The organism is Mycolicibacterium aubagnense, assembly GCF_010730955.1.
Taxonomy (GTDB): Bacteria; Actinomycetota; Actinomycetes; order Mycobacteriales; family Mycobacteriaceae; genus Mycobacterium; species Mycobacterium aubagnense.
In genome coordinates, this window is sequence record NZ_AP022577.1 from 4698523 (window position 1) to 4719899 (window position 21377).

General features: G+C 67.6%; 18 protein-coding genes. 10 read left to right on the forward strand and 8 right to left on the reverse strand.

All coding sequences use genetic code 11. From position 1 onward, the window contains the following. The first annotated feature begins 76 nt into the window (after positions 1–76). The 3 genes from G6N59_RS22560 (at position 77) to G6N59_RS22570 (ending at position 1437) form a co-directional block, all read left to right on the forward strand. On the forward strand, positions 77–280 hold the full coding sequence (locus tag G6N59_RS22560; protein WP_138229066.1) for a hypothetical protein: 204 nt from the start codon (positions 77–79) through the stop codon (positions 278–280). Between the two features lie 67 nt (positions 281–347). Further along, the gene (locus tag G6N59_RS22565; RefSeq protein ID WP_138229067.1) at positions 348–899 is read left to right on the forward strand and encodes an ATP-binding transcription factor AbmR; all 552 of its coding nucleotides are present in this window, start codon (positions 348–350) and stop codon (positions 897–899) included. Between the two features lie 64 nt (positions 900–963). After that, the gene (locus tag G6N59_RS22570) at positions 964–1437 is read left to right on the forward strand and encodes a glucose-6-phosphate dehydrogenase (RefSeq protein ID WP_138229068.1); all 474 of its coding nucleotides are present in this window, start codon (positions 964–966) and stop codon (positions 1435–1437) included. 60 nt (positions 1438–1497) lie between these two features. Here G6N59_RS22570 and G6N59_RS22575 read toward each other — a convergent pair whose 3' ends face one another. The 3 genes from G6N59_RS22575 to G6N59_RS22585 all read right to left on the reverse strand — a co-directional run bounded on the left by G6N59_RS22575 (position 1498) and on the right by G6N59_RS22585 (position 7118). Continuing rightward, complete coding sequence (locus G6N59_RS22575) at positions 1498–3354, reverse strand: PecA family PE domain-processing aspartic protease (RefSeq protein ID WP_138229069.1); 1857 nt, start codon at positions 3352–3354, stop codon at positions 1498–1500. A 141-nt stretch (positions 3355–3495) separates the two neighbouring features. Then, the gene (locus tag G6N59_RS22580; protein WP_138229136.1) at positions 3496–5364 is read right to left on the reverse strand and encodes an ABC transporter ATP-binding protein; all 1869 of its coding nucleotides are present in this window, start codon (positions 5362–5364) and stop codon (positions 3496–3498) included. Positions 5365–5384: 20 nt separating this feature from the next. Next, positions 5385–7118 carry an ABC transporter ATP-binding protein gene (locus G6N59_RS22585; RefSeq protein WP_138229070.1) on the reverse strand — a complete coding sequence of 578 codons (1734 nt, stop codon included), beginning with the start codon at positions 7116–7118 and terminating at the stop codon, positions 5385–5387. A 147-nt stretch (positions 7119–7265) separates the two neighbouring features. Here G6N59_RS22585 and G6N59_RS22590 point away from each other — a divergent pair, with 147 nt between their 5' ends. After that, complete coding sequence (locus G6N59_RS22590; RefSeq protein ID WP_138229137.1) at positions 7266–7778, forward strand: DUF3558 domain-containing protein; 513 nt, start codon at positions 7266–7268, stop codon at positions 7776–7778. Next, entirely contained in the window at positions 7775–8314 is a 540-nt protein-coding gene (locus tag G6N59_RS22595; protein WP_138229071.1) for a DUF3558 domain-containing protein, read from the forward strand. The genes G6N59_RS22590 and G6N59_RS22595 overlap by 4 nt, the downstream gene beginning before the upstream one ends. Here G6N59_RS22595 and G6N59_RS22600 read toward each other — a convergent pair. After that, on the reverse strand, positions 8311–8814 hold the full coding sequence (locus tag G6N59_RS22600; protein WP_138229072.1) for a SixA phosphatase family protein: 504 nt from the start codon (positions 8812–8814) through the stop codon (positions 8311–8313). The two genes, G6N59_RS22595 and G6N59_RS22600, sit on opposite strands and share 4 nt — an antisense overlap. 52 nt (positions 8815–8866) lie before the next feature. On the opposite strand from G6N59_RS22600, the gene G6N59_RS22605 reads away from it, so the two are divergent. The 4 genes from G6N59_RS22605 to G6N59_RS22620 are packed head-to-tail and all read left to right on the forward strand — an operon-like array spanning position 8867 to position 15462. Next, positions 8867–10012 carry a metallophosphoesterase family protein gene (locus G6N59_RS22605; RefSeq protein ID WP_138229073.1) on the forward strand — a complete coding sequence of 382 codons (1146 nt, stop codon included), beginning with the start codon at positions 8867–8869 and terminating at the stop codon, positions 10010–10012. After that, positions 10009–12633: an AAA family ATPase gene (locus G6N59_RS22610; RefSeq protein ID WP_138229074.1), complete on the forward strand. Its 2625-nt coding sequence runs from the start codon at positions 10009–10011 to the stop codon at positions 12631–12633. The genes G6N59_RS22605 and G6N59_RS22610 overlap by 4 nt, the downstream gene beginning before the upstream one ends. A gap of 9 nt (positions 12634–12642) precedes the next feature. Next, on the forward strand, positions 12643–14148 hold the full coding sequence (locus tag G6N59_RS22615; RefSeq protein ID WP_138229075.1) for a GMC family oxidoreductase: 1506 nt from the start codon (positions 12643–12645) through the stop codon (positions 14146–14148). A gap of 57 nt (positions 14149–14205) precedes the next feature. Further along, positions 14206–15462 (forward strand): alpha/beta hydrolase, encoded by a 1257-nt coding sequence (locus tag G6N59_RS22620; RefSeq protein WP_138229076.1) that lies wholly within the window; start codon positions 14206–14208, stop codon positions 15460–15462. Here the strand turns inward: G6N59_RS22620 and G6N59_RS22625 are convergent. The 4 genes from G6N59_RS22625 to G6N59_RS22640 are packed head-to-tail and all read right to left on the reverse strand — an operon-like array spanning position 15449 to position 20857. Further along, positions 15449–17146, reverse strand: a complete 1698-nt coding sequence (locus G6N59_RS22625; RefSeq protein WP_138229077.1) for an oligopeptide ABC transporter substrate-binding protein OppA — start codon at positions 17144–17146, stop codon at positions 15449–15451. The two genes, G6N59_RS22620 and G6N59_RS22625, sit on opposite strands and share 14 nt — an antisense overlap. Continuing rightward, positions 17143–18978 carry an oligopeptide ABC transporter ATP-binding protein OppD gene (locus G6N59_RS22630; RefSeq protein WP_138229078.1) on the reverse strand — a complete coding sequence of 612 codons (1836 nt, stop codon included), beginning with the start codon at positions 18976–18978 and terminating at the stop codon, positions 17143–17145. Before G6N59_RS22630 ends, G6N59_RS22625 begins: the two co-directional genes overlap by 4 nt. Beyond that, positions 18975–19886 (reverse strand): oligopeptide ABC transporter permease OppC, encoded by a 912-nt coding sequence (locus G6N59_RS22635; RefSeq protein WP_138229079.1) that lies wholly within the window; start codon positions 19884–19886, stop codon positions 18975–18977. The genes G6N59_RS22630 and G6N59_RS22635 overlap by 4 nt, the downstream gene beginning before the upstream one ends. Continuing rightward, the gene (locus tag G6N59_RS22640; RefSeq protein ID WP_138229080.1) at positions 19883–20857 is read right to left on the reverse strand and encodes an oligopeptide ABC transporter permease OppB; all 975 of its coding nucleotides are present in this window, start codon (positions 20855–20857) and stop codon (positions 19883–19885) included. The genes G6N59_RS22635 and G6N59_RS22640 overlap by 4 nt, the downstream gene beginning before the upstream one ends. A gap of 207 nt (positions 20858–21064) precedes the next feature. Here G6N59_RS22640 and G6N59_RS22645 point away from each other — a divergent pair, with 207 nt between their 5' ends. Then, a complete protein-coding gene (locus G6N59_RS22645) occupies positions 21065–21313 on the forward strand; it encodes a hypothetical protein (RefSeq protein WP_138229081.1) in 249 nt (82 codons plus the stop codon). Positions 21314–21377 lie beyond the last annotated feature (64 nt).

Consider the following 21377-nt stretch of genomic DNA (forward strand, 5'->3'; position numbering starts at 1 on the left):
GGGGTATGGGTAGAGGTGTGAGGTGGGTCTCGGTCTTCCTCGTCTTTAGGTCGGGCCGGGTGGCATCCTGGTTCCCATGGCACGCAAGGAAATCGACCCCATTCGAGCCAAGAGCGCTCTGGCTGTCGCAAAGCAGCACCCGGGCATGATCCTGTTCCTGGCCTCGCCCGCGATTGTCGCCGTCGTCCTCGTGGGCGTATTCGTCGGCACTGGTTGGGCGGTGTTGCTTGCGCTCGCCCTGCTCGTGGCCGGCGGCGTGGTGTTGCGGCGCAACCTCTGACGAAACCGGTGTTCGCCTCGGGTGAAAGGCTGTGTTCTTACAGCTGTAACGATGTAATCATGTAAGCATGAAGCAACGTCATCCTGGCCAGGACCGCCGCGGCGGCTGGCAACAAGCGCAGCAGCCCGACGCGGGCGACGCCGCCGACTGGTTCGCCGGTCGGCTCCCAGACGAGTGGTTCGCCGGAGACCCGGACGTCACGGTGGACCGCGAGGAGATCATCGTCATCGGGCGGCTGCCCGAGCCGGAGAACCCGGAAACCGCTGCTCGGGCGTCCGGGCGCGTCGCACGCTTCCGGGAAGAGACCCGGTCTGAGCGCATGCGGATCGCCGACGAGGCGGAAGCGCGCTACGGCCGTAAAGTGGCCTGGGGAGTATCGGTGGGCGACTCGGAGCGAACCCTGTTCACTCACTTGGCCGTTCCTGTGATGACCAGACTCAAGCAGCCGGAGCGTCAGGTGCTCGACACTCTGGTGGACGCCGGGGTGGCACGGTCGCGTTCAGATGCGCTGGCCTGGTCGGTACGGCTCGTCGGTGAGCATGCCGAGGAATGGCTCGCGAAACTGCGTGACGCCATGACCACGGTCGACGATCTCCGTGCGGAGGGCCCGCAGCTCTGAATAACCATTGACGTTCGCCACCGGGCGGGTGCAGGCTCAAGGTACGGCCCGATGGGAGCGCGACATGAGCGATCGGTTGTTGAATTACATCGGAGAGATGCTGTGCGGTGGCCTGGATGCTGACCTCGCGTCTGCCCGTGTGCTCGGGCCGCGTGATTTCACGAAATTCCTGACCGACGACGTGCGGCTGCACGTGATCCAGGGGCGGCTGGCGGCCGAGGAGTGGGGCACCGCGGAGCGGCACGGGCCGGTGCGGGTGCTGGCCACGCACATCGTCATCACCGAGCACGGCCTGCTGTACGCGGCCGAGGTCGGCGGTCCGAATCCCGGTTACTACCTCGCGGCGCCGCGGACCTTGCTCGAACCCGTCGCCGACCACATCGCCGACAGTCCGCCGCCGTCCGGCGCGGCGGCGGCCGTCGACTGCCGACTGGACCATGATTTCGCGTCCATCTGGCAATTCGAGAGTGCGCTCCGTCATCGTCTCGACTCCGATCCGGTCATCCGGGTTCAACTGTCGTCCGCGTTCGCGGCCTGAGTGATGGGTTCTTTGATGTCCCGTCGACGTCAAAGCCTCATGCGCAGTGCGGTTTTCACTTCAGGCTGCGGGTAGGTAGTCGAACGTCGTCGTGCCCTGGTTGGCCGGAGTGTATGAGAAGTAAATCGGTCCCTGGAGGAACGGGAAGATGCCGGTGTTGAAGCCGTCGGACTTCGTCGAGATGGATGGGCCGCTGCCGGCTGTGTAGTCGGCCGACGAAACCGTCATCGTGTAGAGCTCGGCCTGTCCATCGGCGGTGTAAACGGAAACGGTGGTGCCGGCCGGTAGGTAATCGCCGACGTGGTAGTTCGACAGGCTGGTGGTGAGGACGTCGTCCGGGATGTTTCCGCCGAGGCCGCCGCTGTCGATCGTCACGTTGTCGACAATCTGCTGCACGCCCGATTGCACGCCGTTGTAGCTGGTTTGTACATCCAAAGTTGTGGAATACCAACCGGATACCGTGGTGACGGGCGTCAGCGGATTTGCGCCGAAGACAAGCTGGCCCGCGGGCTCGTCGAGCAAGAGCCCCTGATCGAGGCTGCCGGGCAGAGCGTGCACGGGACTGGCGAGGCCTCCGGAATCCGTTCCCCAGCAGACGCCCATGTTCGCGTCCACGGCGTACTTCGGATCGGACCACTCGGATTGAGGTATGTCGGTCCACGTTCCGTTGATCAGTTCCGACACTCTGGTGATGACTCCGATGTCGGTTGGCGCGGTGACCAGGCCATTGCCGAAGTCGACTGACGTCTTGTACTCGGTGTAATAGAACTTTCCCCAACTTCCGAACTGGGTCATGCCCGTAATTCCGGTCGGTTGCCCGATGTTGTCGGCGTTGACCTGTGTGATCGGTATTTCCAGCCCGCTGGACCCCGTGTCGATTTCAGTAGGTGTGATTGGGCCGCCGCCGACCGAGATGCCGATCGTTGTGTATTCGTTCGTCGTCGAGTAGGACAGCGCAACCGACGGCGGCCCGCCGGCGGTGCCCATCGCGCCCGGTTGGCCCAACAGGCCACTGGCGCCGCCAGACCCGCCGGAAGCCAGAACTCCGCCGGAGCCGCCTGGCCCGCCATTGCCGATCACGAAGCCGCCATGGCCGCCGGCACCGCCTTGGGCGAGTTCCCCGCCCGTACCGCCCGGTCCACCGTCGCCGAGCAGCAGGCCGCCCGCGCCCCCGGTTCCGCCCATGCCGTCCGGCCCGCCGGCCCCGCCGGGTCCACCGTTGCCGAGCAGCAGTCCGCCCGTGCCCCCGGCTCCGCCAACTGTGCCAACGGCAGTGCTGTCGCCGCCGGCGCCGCCGTTGCCGGCGAGCCAGCCGCCGGGCCCACCGGGCGTACCTACGCCCTGCGCGTTGGTGATGCCCGCCACGCCATTGCCGATCAGCGGGCGTCCGGTCAGTGCGTCGGACAACCCATTAACCGCGCCCAGCAAGTTTGCGATCAGCGTCTGGACGAATCCACCGGGATTACCTGCCGGGGTAGGCGCGTTTGCGACTGGCGTGCTGACCGCCGCCGCGGGTTTCGTCGGCGCGGACGCGGCTACCGCTGCGATCGCGGTGTGCGCCCGGGAGGTGGCCGGGGGTTGTGCGGATGCGGCGCTACTGGGACTGGCGGAGGGCTTGGTAGCTGCGAGAGGTGTGCTCTTGGCCGGCACGTTGCGGCCGGACGGCGCGCCGGGTGCACTTGCGGCGGCTTTGATGTCAGCACTCGCCGTCTTCTGGTGATTCGCGGGCGTCGGGATGACGCTGGCAGAAGATGTTGCGCGGCTCAGTGCCTGGTGGCTATGCGTGCTGTTCGGCGGCCGGTCGGGGTGGGAGCCGGTCGCGTCGGCGGCGGCCGTTCCGCCGGCGAGGGCGGCCCCGAGCCCGAGAGTGATGGCGCCGGCTCCGAGCCAGATGCAGGTAGGTCGCGCGGCCGTCATGGCTGCCTCCCGAATTTCAAGAAATTCGTCGCGCCGATTATTTATCGGATCCGTCAATTGTGGCGGGTGGGTGTAGGAGGCGACCGGTGATGCGGGAACCGACAGGAAAGTCACAGCAGGCGGCGCCCGCCGTGTTCGAGATCAGGCCTGCGTCATCTTCCAGTACGCCCCGCGGCGCTGGAGCAGCTCGTCGTGGGACCCGCGCTCGACGATCCGGCCGGCCTGGACCACCAGGATCAGATCGGCGTCGCGGATGGTGGAAAGCCGGTGCGCGATAATGAAACTCGTCCGATTACGGCGGAGTTCTGCGGTGGCCTGGGCGATCAGCAGCTCGGTGCGGCTGTCGACGGAACTGGTGGCTTCGTCGAGGATCAGCAGCTGGGGTTGCCGCAGCAGTGCGCGGGCGATGGTGATCAGCTGCTTCTCGCCGACGCTGATGTTCACGCCGTTTTCGTTCAGCCGCGTCTGATAGCCGTTCGGCAGGGTGTGCACGAAATGGTCGACGCGGGCGGTGCGGGCGGCCGCGATGACCTCGGCCTCGGTGGCGTCCGGGCGTCCGTAGGCGATGTTGTCGTAGATGGTGCCGCCGATCAGCCAGGTGTCCTGCAGCACCATGCCGATACGCGACCGCAACTCGGCTCGGCTCATCGTGGCGATGTCGCGACCGCCCAGCAGGATTCGGCCCGAATCCGGTTCGTAGAAGCGCATCAGCAGATTCACCAGCGTGGTCTTGCCGGCCCCGGTCGGCCCCACGATGGCTACGGTGCTACCCGGGTCGGCGACGAACGACAGGTCCTCGATCACCGGCGTGCCGGGTAGGTAGGAGAAGTCGACCCGCTCGAACTCCACCCGGTCTGCCGCATCCGCCGCGCGAACGGGAGCCGGTGCCGCGTCAGCGACTTCCTCGTCCGCGTCCAGGAACTCGAAAACCCGTTCCGCGCTGGCCATCCCGGACTGCATGGTGTTGTACATGGACGCGATCTGGGTCAGTGGCTGATTGAACTGCCGTACGTATTGGATGAACGCCTGGATGCTGCCGAGGCTGATCTGCCCGGTCGCCACCTGGATGCCACCGACCACCGCGACGCCGACGTAGCTGATGTTGCCGATGAACGTCGTGATGGGGGAGACCAGGCCGGACAGCGACTGCGCGCCGAAACTCGCCTGGTACACATCGTCATTCAGCTCGCGGAACTTCGCTTCGGCCAGTGCCCGGTGCCCGAACGTCTTGACCACGGTGAAGCCGCTGTAGGTCTCTTCGATGTGGGCGTTGAGCCGGCCCATGTTGCGCCATTGCGCCATGAACTGTTGCCGCGACCGCTTGGTGATGATCCGCGTCGCGAGCAAGGTGAACGGTACGGTCAGCACGGTGATCAACGCCAGCAGCGGCGAAATCCAGATCATCGCCGCCAGTACCGCCACCACCGTCAGTGCCGACGTCAGCAGCTGGCTGACGGTGATCGTCAGCGAGGTCTGGACGTTGTCGATGTCGTTGGTGACCCGGCTGAGGATTTCACCCCGGGGCCGGGAATCGAAGTAGGCCAACGGCAGCCGGTGAATCTTGTCCTCGACGTGCGCGCGCAGCGTGAGCATGGTGCGTTGGACGATGGTGTTGAGCAGCCGCGCCTCGGCCCACACCATGACCGCCGAACCGAGATACAGCAGCAACGCAACAGTGAGCACATGACCGATCGCGCTGAAGTCGACGCCCTGTCCCGGAATCGCATTGGAGCCGGCGAGCAGGTCGGCAAAGGTGTTGTCGCCGCGCGCCCGGGCCGCGGCGACCGCCTGCTCGCGGGTGATCCCCGCCGGCAAGCCGCGGCCCAGTACGCCGTTGAACAACAGGTCGGTGGCGTGGCCCAGGATGCGGGGCCCGAGCACGCCGACGGCGATCCCCCCGATGCCCAACAGCATCACCACGATCACCCGACCGCGTTGCGGCGCCAGCTGTTTCACCAGCCGCAGCGCCGTGCCGAGGAAGTTCTCGGACCGCTGCGCCGAAGCCAGCATCGCGGCGGACGGCGGCCGGGTCACGCCACACCTCCGGACACAACCGCCTGCGATTCCGCGAATTCGCGGTACACCGGGCACGACTCGATCAGCTCGGAATGCGTCCCGAGGCCCACCACCTGGCCGTTGTCCAATACGGCGATCTGGTCGGCAGCGGCGACCGTCGAAAGACGTTGGGCAACAATGACCACCGTGGCATCGGCAGCCGTCGCGGACAACGCGGCCCGCACCCGGGCATCGGTGTGGACGTCTAGCGCCGAGAACGCGTCGTCGAACAGATACACCGCCGGCCGGCGGATCACTGCACGGGCAATGGCCAGACGCTGGCGCTGGCCACCGGAGAAATTCGTGCCGCCCTGGGCGACGGGCATGCCGAGTCCTTCGGGATGGTCCGCCACGAATTCAGCCGACGCGACACCGAGCGCGGCCCACATCTCGGCGTCGGTGGCATCGGCCTTGCCGAACCGCAGGTTGTCGGCGACGGTGCCGGAGAACATGTGCCCGCGCTGGGGCACCACGCCGATCATCGACCACAGCTGTTCGGGGTCGTAGTCGCGCACGTCGACGCCGTCGACCAGAACCGCACCGGAGGTCACGTCATACATGCGGCACAGCAGCGCCATCAGTGTCGACTTCCCTGACCCTGTCGATCCGACGACAGCCGTCACCGTCCCGGGTCGGGCGGTCAGCGAAACCCCGTGCAGCACAGGATCGTCGGCCCCGGGATACCCGAAGGTGGCTGCCGCCACCTGTATTTCCCCGCGCCGAACGTCCGGCACCACCGGCGCAGCGGGCGCCACGATCGTCGGCTCGGTCGCGAGCACATTGGTGATCCGCTCGGCGCACACCGATGCCCGCGGCAGGATCACCAGCACGATGGTCACCATCAACACGGCCATCAGGATCTGCATGAAGTAGGACAGGAAGGCGATCAGCGAGCCGACCTCCATCTGGCCGTGGTCGATGCGGATGCCGCCGAACCAGATCACCGCGACACTGGAGAGGTTCACCACGAGCGTCGTCGCCGGCAGCATCAACGCTTGCCACCGGCCGACCGTCAGGGTGGTGTCGGTCAGCGCGTGGTTGGCCTCCGCGAACCGCTCGCGTTCGTCGTCTTCCCGAGAGAACGCGCGAACGACGCGGATACCGGTGAGCTGTTCGCGCAGCACCCGATTGATGTTGTCGATCAACCGCTGCATGCTGCGGAACAGCGGCAAGAGGCGCGAGATGATCAGGTAGTTGCAGATCGCCATCACCGGCACGCTGACCAGCAACAGCCAGGACAGCCCGGCGTTCTGGTGCACGGCCATCGCGATGCCGCCGATGCTCATGATGGGCGCGGTGATCAGCATGGTGCAGGTCATCTGCACGAGTACCTGGATCTGCTGGACGTCGTTGGTGGTGCGCGTCATGAGGGTGGGCGCCCCGAAGCGCACGGCCTCGGCATTGGACCAGCCGAGCACCCGGTGGAACACCGCCCACCGCAGGTCGCGGCCGAACCCCATGCCGGCGCGGGAACCGAAGTAGACCGCACCGATCGCACACAGCACCTGCAGTGCGCTGACTGCCAGCATGATGCCGCCGAGTCGCCCGATGACGGCGGTGTCGCCGCGGGCGACGCCGTGGTCGATGATCCGGGCGTTGAGTGTGGGCAGGTACAGCGAGGCCAGCGTGCTGATCAGCTGCAGCGTCGCCACCACCGTCAGCTGCCGCCGATACGGTCTCGTGTACTGCCGCAGCAGTGCCCAGAGCATGCGGTTACTGTGGCACACCCGGCAAAGCTTGTAGAAAGACCAGGTCAGTCGGCATGTCGGTGGTTGACCTCAGAACCTGCCGCTACAGTGCATGGCGTGACCCGCAGACAGGTGAAGACCGCCGCCGCGACCGTGCTTGCCGCGGCCATGATCCCGGCGATGTCCGCCTGCTCGGACCAGGGCAACAGCGGCGGCACTCCTGCAGGCGGCCCCTCGAGCCCGTCGGCGTCGGGCCCGGCCAAGCACGGCCCGATGTTCCCGGTGTGCGGCGGCGTCAGTGATCAGACCGTCAGCCAGCTGACCCAGGTCGCTGGCCTCGTCAACACCGCGAAGAACTCCGTCGGCTGCCAGTGGCTGGTCAACGGCGGCATCCTCGGTCCGCACTTCTCGTTCACCTGGTACCGGGGCAGCCCAATCGGCCGCGAACGCAAGACCGAGGAGCGGACGCGCGCCGACGTCAACGACATCAACATCCAGGGCCACTCGGGTTTCGTCGCACTCGGTGAGGACCCGATGATCGGCAAGAGCCTGTGTGAGGTCGGCATCCAGTTCGATGACGACTTCATCGAATGGTCCATCAGCTTCTCCCAGAAGCCCTTCCCCGACCCGTGCGACGTCGCGAAGGAACTGGCCCGGCAATCGATTGCGAACGCGAAATGACACAGCGAAAACTGGCTGGAGCCGTCGTCGTGATGTCGGCGCTGGCGCTCGTGGGATGCGCCCGGTCGGTCGAGGGCACCGCGATGAAGGAAGGTGCCGGCGGCGGCAGTGAGCATTCGGCCGACTCGTACCCCAACCTGCTCAAAGAGTGTGACGTCCTGACCAACGACGTGCTGGCCAAGACGGTCGGTGCGGACCCGCTGGACATCCAGAGCACCTTCGTGGGCGCGGTGTGCCGCTGGCAGGCACTGAACCAGTCCGCGGGCCTCATCGACATCACCCGGTTCTGGTACGAGCAGGGCAGCCTCGACGAGGAGACGAAGGTCGCCCAGCACCTCAACTACAAGTACGAGAACAAGGCGATCGCCGGCGTGAAGTCGATCATCATGCACCCGAACGACCCCAACGGTTCGTGCGGTGTGGCCAGCGACGCCGCGGGTGTCGTGGGCTGGTGGGTGAACCCGCAGGGGCCGGGTGCGGACACCTGCGGGATGGCCACCAAGCTGATGGAGCTGACGCTCGCCACCAACTCCTAACGGGGGATGTGGAACTCCACCAACCTGGCGCTGTGCAGTTCCAGTTGTGACCAGTGCCGGTCGGTGTGCAGTACCGCGATCGCCGACGTCGGGTACTTCAGCGCGATCTGGCCGGCGGCGTCGCGGTCGCTGGTGTCGAGCGACGCCAAACTCAGCGCGAGCGACGACATGACCGGCTCGTGGCCGATCACCAGCAGCGTATCCGCGGCCTCCGGCGCGCCGTTGATGACGTCGATGGCGATGCCTGCCGTCGCGTCGTAGAGGCGTTCGGCGTACGTCACGGGTGCGTCGATCCCGGTGCGGGCGAGCGTCTGCTGGGTCCGGGTGGCGGTCGAGCACAGGACGGCGTCAACGGGCGGTAGCTGCTCCCGAATCCAGTCCCCGGCCAGTGCCGCTTCGCGAATGCCGCGCTTGGCCAGCGGCCGGTCATGGTCGGCGACCCCGTCGGGATAGTCGGATTTCGCGTGCCGCAGCAGGATCAATGTTCGGGTTGCCGTCACCCGCCCACCGTAGATCCCCGAAGTTGTCGGTGCCCGGTTTTACACTCGCCGCATGCGTTTCGTCCACACCGCCGACTGGCAGCTCGGTATGACCCGGCATTTCCTGGGCGGTGAGGCGCAGCCGCGCTACTCGGCCGCACGTCGTGACGCGGTGGCTCGCCTCGGTGCCCTGTGCGCTGAGGTCGGTGCCGAGTTCGTCGTCGTGGCGGGCGACGTCTTCGAGCACAACCAGCTCGACCCGCGTGAGGTCAGCCTGTCACTCGAGGCCATGCGGGCCATCAAGGTCCCGGTCTTCCTGTTGCCCGGCAATCACGATCCGCTGGATCCGTCGTCGGTGTACACGAGCACCTTGTTCCTCGCCGAATGCCCGCCGAACGTCACGGTGCTCGACGGTGTGCACGAGCTGCGGCCCGGGGTGCAGCTCGTCGGTGCACCGTGGCGCTCCAAGGCGCCCACCACGGACCTGACGGGCGATGCGATCGGCGACCTGCCGGCCGACGGCGTCACCCGAATTGTGGTGGGCCACGGCGGGGTTGACGTCCTCGATCCTGATCCCACCAAACCGTCGCTGATCCGGCTGGACGCCGTCGAGGCCGCCGTGCGCCGGGGCGCTGTGCACTACGTGGCGTTGGGGGACAAGCACTCTCGTACCGAGGTCGGCAGCACCGGACGGGTGTGGTATTCCGGCGCGCCGGAAGTCACGAATTACGATGACATCGAAGCGGATTCGGGTCACGTGCTGGTGGTGGACTTGGATGTCGCAGCCGAGGCCAAAACTGTGACGGTCGAGGCCCGGCGGGTGGGGCAGTGGCGGTTCGTCACGCTGCGGCGCATCGTCGACACGGACCGCGATATCGCCGACGTGGACCTGAATCTCGACGGCCTGCCGGACAAGGAGCGCACCGTGGTCCGGCTGGCGCTGACGGGGTCGCTGACCATTTCCGACAAGGCTGTGCTCGACGCCTGCCTGGATCGTTACGCGCGCTTGTTCGCGGCACTCACCACATGGGAGCGGCACACCGACCTCGTGGTTGTCCCGGCGGACGGCGAATTCTCGGACTTGGGCATCGGCGGGTTCGCCGCGGCAGCGGTCGACGAACTCGTCGGCACCGCAAGCGCATCGGGTGACGACGCCGAGGACGCCCGGGCGGCTCTCGCGCTGCTGCTGCGTCTGGTCGATCGGGGGACCGCGGCATGAAGCTGCACCGTCTGGTCCTCACCAATTACCGCGGAATCACCCACCGTGAGATCGATTTTCCCGATCGCGGCGTGGTTGTGGTCGCCGGCGCCAACGAGATCGGTAAGTCCTCCATGATCGAGGCACTCGATCTGCTGTTGGAGTCCAAGGACCGCTCGACCAAGAAAGAGGTCAAGCAGGTCAAGCCGACGCATGTCGATGTCGGCGCCGAGGTGACGGCCGAAATCTCCACCGGCCCCTACCGGTTCGAGTATTACAAGCGGTTCCACAAGAAGGCCGAGACGCGGCTGACCATCCTGGCGCCGCGCCGCGAGCAGCTCACCGGCGACGAGGCGCACGACCGGGTGCGGGCCATGCTCGACGAGACCGTTGACACCGAACTGTGGCGGGCTCAGCGCATCCTGCAGTCCGCGGCGATGATGCCGGTCGATCTGGCCGGCTGCGACGCGCTGGCGCGGGCACTCGATGTGGCGGCCGGTCAGGCCGGGGCGCTCGAGGGTGCCCTGTCGGGCAACGAGCCGCTGCTGGTCGACCGGATCGACGTCGAATACTTGAAGTATTTCACCCAAACCGGCCGTCCCACCGGTGTGTGGGCCGAGGCCATCAAGGGCCTCAAGGCTGCACAGACCGAGGTTGCCGCGCGCGCCGCAGCCGTGGCCGAGGTCGACGACGCGGTGCGGCGGCACGGCGAGCTGACCGCTGAATTGGCCACGGCCGCAGAGCAATTGACGGCCGCTGACGTGCGGCTGGCCGCGGCCCGCGAGGCGGCCGGCGCGGTGGCTCGAATCCGCGACGAGCTCGCTCAGGCGCGGGTGCAGGCGCAAGCCGCGGTGGCCACGTCGACCGCGGCCCGAAGTGCGCTGGACGAGCGGCAGCGGCTCCAGGCCGACGTCGAGCAGCGGACCGGCAGCATCGGTGACCTGGCCGCCGCGGCCGAGTACGCCGGGCAGCAGCACGTCGCCGCGGCGCAGCTCCAGCACACCGCGGATAACGCGGTGGCAGTGGCGCGGTCCGTGGTGGAGGCCGGTCGGGTGCGCCTGGACGCGGCCCGGCGAGTGGTGGACCAGCTGTCCCAGCGTGCCGAAGCCGATCGGCTGGCCGGCCAACTGAAACGGGTGCGGACCGCCGTCGAGGAACTCGCGGTGGTCGCCGAGCAGCTGGCGAAGATCACGCTGACCGCGGCGGGCATGCGCGCCATCGAAACGGCCGCCGCGGCGGTGGACCGCGCTGCCGCAGCCGCTGAACTCGCCTCGGCGCGAATCGAATTGGTTGCTCACGGTGACGTTCAACTGCGGGTCGGAGACCAGGACATCACCTTGTCCGCCGGGGCGGAATGGACCAGCAGCGTGGGCGGCCGGACCGATGTGGAGCTCCCGGGTCTGCTGACCGTACGGGTCCTGCCCGGCACTCCGGCCGCGGATACCAGCGCTGTCCTCGACGCTGCGCGCCGTGCCCTGGCGGATGCACTGCAGCCGCACGGTGTGGCCGATGTCGAGGCCGTGCGTGCGTTGGACGCCCGCCGCCGTGAACTGGAGGCCGAACGTGATCGGCTGACCGTCACCCGGCAGACGCTGCTGGGCGCCGACACGGTCGAGGTGCTCGCGGCTCGGCTGGCGGGGCTGCGGGAGCAGTTCGGCGACGCCGATCCCATCGATGTCGGGGCTGCCCGGGCGGAGCTGGAGGCTGCGGACGCCGAACAGCGGCGTGCGGCAACCGATTACGAGCAGTGCCGGGATGCAGCAACCACTGCGGCGGCGGCCGCGGCTGCCGCGCTGACTGCGGCGACGGTCGCTCGCGAGAAGGTGACCGCGGCGACGACCGCGCTGACCGAGGCCGGCGAGCGACTGGCTCGGCAGCGCGAACTCGAAGACGACGCCGCGTTGAGCCAGCGTGCCGCGACGTTGACGGAGCAGGCTGCCGTCGCCGCGGCGCGCGAACAGGAACTGGCCGCCGCGCTGGCGGCCACCACACCCGAGGTCGTCGACGCCGAACTGGCAACGGCCACCGCGGATTCGGCCCGAATCGTTGCCCGGCGCCTCGAGCTCGACGACCAATTGCGGGATGTCGCAGCACAATTGAAGGTGTACGGCACCCAGGGGCGGCAGAGCCAACTGGATGTCGCCGAGGTGGCGTTGCGGCACGCGGAGTCCGAGTATGCCGCGGTGGGCCGTCGCGCTCGGGCGGCTGAGCTGCTGCGCACCGTCATGGGCCGGCACCGTGACCAGGCCAGGCAACGGTACGTGGCGCCGTTCCGCACCGAGGTGGAACGGCTGGGGCGCATCGTGTTCGGCGACAGCTTCGCCGTCGAGGTCGACAGTGATCTGCGGATTTGCAGTCGCACCGTCGCCGGCACCACGGTGCCGTATGACAGCCTGTCGGGCGGGGCCAAGGAACAGCTCGGAATCGTGGCTCGGCTCGCCGGGGCGGCGTTGGTGGCCAAAGAGGACACCGTCCCGGTGATCATCGACGATGCATTGGGTTTCACCGACGCCGGCCGGTTGGCCCGGATGGGGGAGGTGTTCGACGCGGTCGGCGGTGACGGCCAGGTGATCGTGTTGACCTGCAGCCCAGAGCGTTACGCCAGTGTCGAGGACGCCACGAGAATCGAGCTCACCGCCTAGACTGCGGCGGTGATCGCTGATTTCGTCGTCGTAGGGACCGGCTCGGCCGGCGCGGTGCTGGCTGATCGTCTGAGCGCCGACGGCGCCTCGCAGGTGGTGGTACTCGAGGCGGGGGCCGCCGACAAGAACCAGTTCATCCGCATCCCCGCCGCCTTCGCGAAGCTGTTCCGCGGTGAATTCGATTGGGACTACTCGACCGAACCACAGCCCGAGCTCGCCGACCGGAAGATCTTCTGGCCGCGCGGCAAGACCCTCGGCGGCTCGTCGTCGATGAACGCCATGATGTGGGTCCGCGGGATGCCCGCCGACTACGACGAGTGGGGTGAGCTCGCCGGTGAAGAGTGGTCGTACGCGGCTGTCGAGAAGTACTTCGACCGGATAGAGGCCGGGCCCCTGGTGCTCAGCCCGCAGCGCAGCCCGCGCGGCATCACCGCGGCGTGGCTGGAGGCTGCGGGCCAGTGTGGCCACGAGGGATTCGTCGAGACCACGGTCTGCCAGCGCCGCGGCGCCCGGTGGAGTACCGCCGACGCGTACCTGCGGCCGGCGCTGCGACGGTCCAACCTGCATCTGCGTACGGGTGCTACCGCCACGCGGGTACTGATCGAGGACGGCCGGGCGGTCGGCGTCGAGTACGAGGCGGACGGCCGTCGCCAGATCGTCCGGGCGCGCCGCGAGGTGATCCTGTCTGGCGGTGCGATCAACAGCCCGCAGCTGCTGATGCTGTCCGGAATCGGTCCGCGCGAGCATTTGGCCGAGCACGGCATCGACGTCGTCCACGATGCGCCCGGCGTCGGCTCGAATCTGCTGGACCACCTCGTGGTGCTGGTCGGATTCGATGCCAACTGTGAGACCCTGATCAGCGCCGAAAAGCCGGTGCAACTGCTCAACTACCTGGGCCGTCGCCGCGGCATGCTGACGTCGAACGTCGGTGAGGCGTACGGGTTCGTGCGCAGCAATCCCGATCTCGCTCAGCCCGACGTCGAGCTGATCTTCGCGCCCGCGCCGTTCTTCGATGAGGGCATCGGCGAGGCATACCCGCGCGATGCGGTGGCGATGGGACCCATTCTCGTGAAGCCCAAGAGCACCGGCACCATCCGCCTGGGGTCGGCTGATCCGCTGGCCAAGCCGATCATCGACCCGCGTTACCTCTCCGACCCCGAGGGTGCCGATCGCGCGGCGCTGCTGGCGGGCTTGCGGATGCTGGCAGACATCGCCCAGGCACCGGCGCTGAAGGGCCTGCTCGGCGACATCGCCCGGCCGGTCGGCGCACGGGAGCTAGACGACAGGACGCTGGAGCTAGCCCTTGCCACTACGTCGCACACGCTTTATCACCCGACCACGACGTGCCGGATGGGCACCGACGAGGCCAGCGTGGTGGACCCGCAGCTGCGGGTACGCGGCGTCGACGGGCTGCGAGTGGCCGACGCCTCGGTGATGCCGACGATCATCCGCGGCCACACGCACGCCCCGAGCGTGCTGATCGGGGAGAAGGCCGCCGACCTCATCACCTCCTGAGGGATCACATCACTACTCCCAGTGATGCCGAAGCTGCGCACGGCACAATGAGTCTCGATGACCATGAACGCCAAACGCCGCCGAGCGCACGACAAGCTCGCGGCACTACCCGGGGTGACGTCGGTGCGCCGACCGGTCCGGCCAAGCGGCGCAGAGGAATTCGAGCTGTTCTACGTGCGGACCGGCCCGCCCAGCGACCATCCGCTGGTGATCATCCCTGGCGGGCCGGGCGCGGCGTCGATCGGGCACTACCGCAATCTGCGCCGCCGGGCGACGGCTGCGGGCCTCGACGTCATCATGGTCGAGCACCGTGGCGTCGGGATGTCCCGGCACGACGATGCCGGCGCCGACCTGCCCGCTGAGGCGCTGACCATCGAGGCCGCCGTCGACGACATCGCGGCGGTGGTGGAGCACGCCGGCGCCCGGTCGGCGGTGGTCTACGGCACGTCCTACGGCAGCTACCTGGCGGCGGGTGTCGGCGTCCGTCATCCCGAGAGGGTGCACGCGATGGTGCTCGACTCACCTTTGCTCTGCGCTGATGACATCAAGGCGGTGCGAGAGGCCACCCGCGCCGCGTTATGGGAGGGCACCGCGCCGTCCACCGAGGGCCTGGCGAGCCGGGTCCGGGACCTGGCCGCGGACGGGAAACTGACGCCCTGGGTAGTGCAATTGGCGGCCGGGCTATACGGCCTGGTCGGTCCGGAGGTGCTGGAGCAGCAGCTCGAATTGCTGCTCACCGGAAGGGGATTGCTGTGGCACGCCATCGGGCACAGCACCAAGCTACTGTTCGAGAGCAAGACGCCGTACCGGCATGAACCCGATCTCGTCGAGCACATCGGTTACCAGGAACTCAACTACGCCCCCGAGCCCGACGGCCTGCCGATCGACCCGGCCCTGGCGTATCGCGAATCTGCCACCGGCGATGCGGATTTCGTCGCCGAACCGTTCGATCTGGTGTCGGCCATGCCGGGATTCGACTGGCCGACCGTGGTGATCTCCGGCGGTCGTGACCTGATCACGCCGCCGGCGGTCGCGCGGCGGGTCGCGGCGCTGATTCCCGACGCTGTACTACTGGAACTGCCGTCCGCGGGACACAGTGTGCTCGACATGCGGGAGGGATCGGCGCTGGCCATCGCCGCCGCGGTGGTCGCCGGCGAGCAGGCCGGATTGCCGGACCGGGCAACAGAATTGGACAACGAACCGCTGGATTTCGCGGTCCGCCTGATGGTTCGGGGCATCACGACCGCCGCGGCCGCGGAGGCGTTGGTGCCTGCCGCGCTGCCGCGGGCCATCCGCCAGCTCAGGACTTGGTGAACCCGATCGTCATGTAGTTCAGGTCGCCCAGGCCCGCTGGGCCGAAGTTGGCCAAAGTGCTTCGGACCGCGACGTTTCCGGGGGACTGGGCGAGCGGCAGGCTGAAGGTTTCGGCCCACAACAGCCGATCCAGCTGATTCGCCAGCGCCTGTGCTTTGACGGGATCGAGTTCGTCGAGCGTCTGCTCGATCTTGGCGTCGATTTCGCGGCTGCCGATCTTGCCGAAGTTGCTCTCACCGTCGGCGGCATAGATCTGGGTCAGACCGCTCAACGGGAAGGCGTCGCCCTGCCAGGCGAACGCGGCGATGTCGAAGTTGCCGGGAATGATGTACTGGCTGAACAGGTCTGCGCCCGAGGACACCACCAGATCGAGCCGGACGCCGATGTCGGCGAGGGTCTTCTGGGCGATCTGCCCGATCTGCCGGCCGCCGGAGGCGTCATAGAAGACGAGCCGAACGCTCAACGGCCGGCCGTCCTTCTCCCGCACCGAGCGGCCCGCAGGCAGCGTCCAGCCCAGCGAGTCGAGCTCGTGTCGTGCCGCCACCGGGTCGAAAGGTGTTCCGCCACTGTTGTCCTGATAGCCCTCTTGGCCGGCGACGTAGATGTGGCTGTTGAGCGGCACCGGATGGTCCACCAGACCGTGCTGCAGGACAGTGACGATGGTCTGCCGATCGATGCCCATCGCGACGGCGTGGCGCAGCGCCGGGTCGGCGAGGATCGAACCGGGCGCGCCGTTGAAGGTCAGGTGCGACCACGTGGGTCCCGGGGCGGTGCGGATGTCGACGCCTTTCGTGCGTCGGGCACGCACCATGTCATCGAGTGACCCCAGCCCGGTGGCATCGATGGCGTTGTTCTGCAGCGCCGGGATGCGGGCGGCGTCGTCGAGCACGAGAAACGTGATGCTGTCCAGCAGCGGCCGGGCGCCCCACCATCGAGGATTGCGGGTCAACGTGATTCGCTGCGCACCGCGGTCGACGTTCGAGATGACGAACGGCCCCGCCGACGGGCCGGGTGTGGTCAGTTGGCCCTTGTTGAACACCTCGGGGTTGGCCGTGGAAACCTTCGGCAGCAGCATGCCGTTGCCGGCGAACATGCCGCGCCAGTCGGCGTAGTGGCTGGTGAAGGTCATGACCGCCTGCCGGTCGTCGACGCCGCGGGTCACCGACGCGACGCGTTCACTGCCGTTGGGGCTGGCGATCTGATAGGCCGGGTCCTTGCCCCGCGTCGCGGTGATCTGTGAAGCGATGTCCTGCCAGGTGATCGGGGTGCCGTCGCTCCACACCGCCTTGGGGTTGATCGTGTAGGTGACCACCTGCGGGTCGGTGCTCGTGAGCTGGATGTCCGTGAAGTAGTCGTGGTTGACGGTCGTCGAACCGTCGGGGCCGACGATGAAGGCCCGGGGCAGGGTCGGCCTGAGGATCGAGGCGGTGTCGACCGAGTTGCCATCGATATTCAGCGTGTTGAAGTTGTCCGGAAACGCGGTGAGCGCGAGGCGCAGATTGCCGCCCTGCATCAGGGTCGACGGATCTCGCGGATTGAGGTCGTTGGCCGCACCGAGTTTCGGTGCGCCGGCGCTGGATCCGCGGTACTGGCTCGAGCAGCCGCTGATCGAGACGCCCAGCGCGGCTATGGCGAGTAGGGCCACCAGGACCGTCAGCAGCCGGTTACGACGAGAAGCCATCATTCACCTCCCGGCTGCGGCACGGCACTCAGCAACCGCTGGGTGTACGGGTCCTGCGGATCGCGGAAAATCTGTGCGGCGTCTCCCTGTTCGACGACAGCGCCCTTGTACATCACCGCCACGGTGTGGGCCAGATGCCGGACCACGGAAAGATCGTGCGAGACAAACAGGTACGACAGGTCGAAGCGCTGCTGCAGGTCCAGTAGCAGGTTGATGATGCCGGCCTGGATCGAGACGTCCAGTGCCGACACCGGTTCGTCGAGCGCCAGAATCTTGGGCTGCCGTGCCAGTGCCCGGGCGATGCCGATGCGCTGTTTCTGCCCGCCGGAGAACTCGGCGGGGTAGCGCGCGGCGTCCTCGTGCCGCAGGCCGACGATGCCGAGGAGCTCGCTGACGCGGTCCTCGATGCGGTTCTTGTCGAACGTGCCGACCCGCAACGGTTCGGCCAGGACATCGAACACCGGCAGGCGGGGATCAAGAGCGGCCACCGGGTCCTGGAACACCACCTGGAGGTCGCCGCGCAGCTCCCGCCGCGTGTCACGGTTCAGGCCGGCCACGTCATGACCAAGCACCGTGATCGAACCCGATTGCGGTGCCGTCAGATTCAGAATCTGATGCAGCGTGGTGGTCTTGCCGGAGCCGGACTCGCCGACGATGCCGAGGGTCCGGCCCTGCCGCAGCTGCAGGCTGACGTGGTCGACCGCCCGCAGTTCACCGACCGTGCGCCGCAACATTCCGCCACTGAGTTTGAAGGTCTTGACCAGGTCGCTGACCACGAGCACCACGGGCCGGTCGGCGTCGTCATCAGCCACGACCTCGGGTTCGGTTGCCACCCCGTAGATTTCGGCCGCGCTGCGGCCCGTCACCTGGTCGGTGTGGATGCAGGCGGCCGCATGCCCGGGCCCGACTTCGAGTAGTGGCGGCTCTGCCGCCCGGCAGTCGTCGTCCGCCAGGGGGCAGCGCGGCGCGAACGGGCAGCCCGGCGCGAGGCCGGCCATCGATGGCGGTGAACCGGGAATCGGCACCAACCGCGAGCCCTGCGGGGCATCGAGCCGCGGCACCGACCCCAGCAGGCCGACGGTGTATGGCATCACCCGGTCGCGGTACAGGTTCGCCACGGGCGCGGTCTCAACCGCCCGGCCCGCGTACATCACCATTGCGCGGTCGGCGAATTCGGCGACCACCCCCAGATCGTGGGTGATCATCAGCACCCCGGCGCCGGTCACGTCGCGGGCGGTGCGCAGCACGTCGAGGATCTGCGCCTGCACGGTGACGTCGAGTGCGGTGGTGGGTTCATCGCAGATGATGAGGTCGGGGTCGTTGGCGATCGCGGTGGCGATGACGACGCGCTGCCGCTCGCCGCCGGACAACTCGTGCGGGAATGCCTTGGCGCGGACCTCGGGCTGTTTGATGCCGACCAGCTCCAGCAGTTCGACCGCGCGCTTGCGCGCGGCCTGCCGCCCCACCGAACGGTCGTGCACGCGAAGGGCTTCGGCAATCTGGTCGCCGACGGTGTACACCGGGGTGAGTGCCGACATCGGGTCCTGGAACACCGTCCCGATCACGCGGCCGCGCACCTCGGACATCGCGGCGTCGTCGAGCCCGACGAGCTGCTTGCCCTGTAATGTCACCGAACCGGTCACCTGGGCATGCTCGGGCAGCAGTCCCACCACCGCCATGGCGGTGGCTGATTTGCCCGCACCGGACTCGCCGACCAACGCCAGCACCTCACCGGGGGCGATGTGAAAGTTCATGCCTCGCACCGCCGACACGTCTTCGTCGGCGGTCTGGAAGCTGACAGTGAGGTCGCGGACCTCGAGCAGCGGGGCGCTCATTTGGTCACCCTCGGAGCCCGTCGCCGCCGGGGCCGCGCCGAGGGATCGAGCGCGTCGCGCAACCCGTCACCGATCAGGTTGGCGCACAGCACGATCAGCACCAGCACCCCGGCCGGGAACAAAAACACCCAGGGAAATGTGGTGACCGACGGGGTGCCGTCGGCGATCAACGTGCCCAGGGATACGTCGGGCGGCTGGATCCCGAAACCCAGGAAACTCAAACCGGTTTCGGCGAGGATCGCCATGCCCACGTTGAGCGTCGTGTCGATGATGAGGATCGAGGCCACATTCGGCACGATGTGCCGCGCGATGATCCTGGCGTGGCTGACCCCCATGTACCGTGCGGCCGTGACGAACTCGCGTTCGCGCAGGCTCATGGTCAGGCCACGCACCATGCGTGAGCTGATCATCCAGCCGAATATCGAGAACAGCACGATCAACCAGAAGACCCGGCTGGACTGACCGAGTCGCGGGGTGATGATCATGATGATGATGAGGCTCGGGATCACCAACAGCAGGTCCACGATCCACATCAAGGCCCGGTCCCGCCAGCCACCGAAGTAACCCGCGACCGAGCCGACCGTCGCGGCGATGGCCGTCGAGATCACGGCCACGCAGACACCGATCAGCATCGACTTCTGCATGCCGCGCAACGTCTGTGCGAAAACGTCCTGCCCGAGGGCGTTGGTGCCGAATAGGTGCCGGCCGTCCGGTGGTTGCAGCAGCGCGCCGAAGTCCATGTCGGTGTACGAGTACGGGAGCAGCGGCGGCAGCGCGTAGCAGCCCAGGAAGAGCAGGCACAACGCACACAACGCCACCACCGCGGGCCGGTTGCGGACGAACCGCCGCGCCACCAGCGTGCGGCGCGATGCGAACCGGGCGCGGGGCAGCCCGAGCTGGACGCTCATGAGACCCGCACCCGGGGGTCGAGGGCGGCGTAGACGACGTCGGACAGCAGGCCGCCGATGAGGATCGTGGTCCCGGAGAACAAGGTGAACGCGGCGACGATGTTGGCGTCCTGAGCTTGGATACCCTGCACCATCCATTCACCCATGCCGTGCCAGCCGAAGATCTTCTCGACGAACACCGCGCCGGTGACCAGCCCGGCGACTCCGTAGGCGAAGAGCGTGGCCATCGGGATCAGCGCGGTGCGCAGGCCGTGTTTGAAGAGCGCCTGGCGTCGCGTCAGGCCCTTGGCACGTGCGGTGCGGATGAAGTCCTGGCCGAGCACGTCGAGCATCGCGTTGCGCTGGTAGCGGCTGTATCCCGCGATGGCGCCGAGGGCCAGGGTGGTGGTCGGCAGCACCAGGTGCTGCAGCCGATCGATGAACCCGGGCCAGCCACCTGCCGCGTACGGCGAGGTCTCGCCCGTGTACTGGAAGAGCTGGAAACCGAGCACCTCGTTCACGCCGAGCGCGCCGAGAATCAGCAGGTTGGCGATGACGAACGTCGGGGCGCTGAGGATCAACAGCGCCACCACGGTGATGGTCCGGTCGGAGAGCCGGTACTGCCGGACGGCGCCCCAGGCCCCGATGATCACGCCGATGATGCTGCCCAGGATCGATCCGATGGCCACCAGCCGCAGGCTGGTCCACACCCGCCGTCCCAATTCTCCTGAAACAGGCTGCCCGGTAACGGTTTTTCCGAAGTCGCCATGTGCGGCCCCGGATACCCAGTTGGCGTAGCGCGGCAGCAACGGCTTGTCGAGGCCGAGGTCGTGCGCCTTGGCGTCGATCACGGACTGCGGCGGGCGGGGGTTGCGCTGCAACAGATTGTCCAGCGGGTGAAAGGTCACCGAGGTGAGCGCGAAAGTGAGAAATGTCGCCAGCGTCAACAGGATCGCGTAATTGAACAATCGGCGGATCAGGAACCGCGTCATGGGCCGCTCACCGATAACCGCATGCGCACAGGTTAAGAGATGACGGCGGGTGCAGGCGTGATTACCGCCTCGTGGCGATGTTGGTGAACTACCAGAACCAATCCAGGACCCTGCCAGATTCACCCTGTTCACTTGGAATATCTGACCGGCCGCGTGCACCGACGGCGCGGCGCAGCGCAGTGGTCCCAAGTACACGGGAGGGAACCCATGAGTCGAGCAGAGACTTCCGGCATCACCACGAAATGGGCGATCGGCATCATCGGCGGAAGCGCCGCGATGGGTGCGGTAGCGGTATGTGCGGGCGTGTTGGCCGCCCCGTCCCAGTCGACGAGTGCCGACAGCACGCTGATCACTTCGACAAGCACGACCGCGCCCGTCACCTTTGCGGCGCCGGCGATCACCGGCAAGGCACCGCTGTTCGCGGGTCAGTCCCCGAACACCAACCCGCAGGGCTAGCCGGGCGGGCTCCGATTCATAGCTCGCACATAGACTTGTCACAGTCGAGTCCCACAGCAGTGCG

Coding starts and splice junctions, on each gene's coding strand:
- G6N59_RS22560 (WP_138229066.1), top strand. CDS start 77: ATGGCACGCAAGGAAATCGACCCCATTCGAGCCAAGAGCGCTCTGGCT.
- G6N59_RS22565 (WP_138229067.1), top strand. CDS start 348: ATGAAGCAACGTCATCCTGGCCAGGACCGCCGCGGCGGCTGGCAACAA.
- G6N59_RS22570 (WP_138229068.1), top strand. CDS start 964: ATGAGCGATCGGTTGTTGAATTACATCGGAGAGATGCTGTGCGGTGGC.
- G6N59_RS22575 (WP_138229069.1), bottom strand. CDS start 3,354: ATGACGGCCGCGCGACCTACCTGCATCTGGCTCGGAGCCGGCGCCATC.
- G6N59_RS22580 (WP_138229136.1), bottom strand. CDS start 5,364: ATGCTGGCTTCGGCGCAGCGGTCCGAGAACTTCCTCGGCACGGCGCTG.
- G6N59_RS22585 (WP_138229070.1), bottom strand. CDS start 7,118: ATGCTCTGGGCACTGCTGCGGCAGTACACGAGACCGTATCGGCGGCAG.
- G6N59_RS22590 (WP_138229137.1), top strand. CDS start 7,266: ATGATCCCGGCGATGTCCGCCTGCTCGGACCAGGGCAACAGCGGCGGC.
- G6N59_RS22595 (WP_138229071.1), top strand. CDS start 7,775: ATGACACAGCGAAAACTGGCTGGAGCCGTCGTCGTGATGTCGGCGCTG.
- G6N59_RS22605 (WP_138229073.1), top strand. CDS start 8,867: ATGCGTTTCGTCCACACCGCCGACTGGCAGCTCGGTATGACCCGGCAT.
- G6N59_RS22610 (WP_138229074.1), top strand. CDS start 10,009: ATGAAGCTGCACCGTCTGGTCCTCACCAATTACCGCGGAATCACCCAC.
- G6N59_RS22620 (WP_138229076.1), top strand. CDS start 14,206: ATGACCATGAACGCCAAACGCCGCCGAGCGCACGACAAGCTCGCGGCA.
- G6N59_RS22625 (WP_138229077.1), bottom strand. CDS start 17,146: ATGATGGCTTCTCGTCGTAACCGGCTGCTGACGGTCCTGGTGGCCCTA.
- G6N59_RS22630 (WP_138229078.1), bottom strand. CDS start 18,978: ATGAGCGCCCCGCTGCTCGAGGTCCGCGACCTCACTGTCAGCTTCCAG.
- G6N59_RS22635 (WP_138229079.1), bottom strand. CDS start 19,886: ATGAGCGTCCAGCTCGGGCTGCCCCGCGCCCGGTTCGCATCGCGCCGC.
- G6N59_RS22640 (WP_138229080.1), bottom strand. CDS start 20,857: ATGACGCGGTTCCTGATCCGCCGATTGTTCAATTACGCGATCCTGTTG.
- G6N59_RS22645 (WP_138229081.1), top strand. CDS start 21,065: ATGAGTCGAGCAGAGACTTCCGGCATCACCACGAAATGGGCGATCGGC.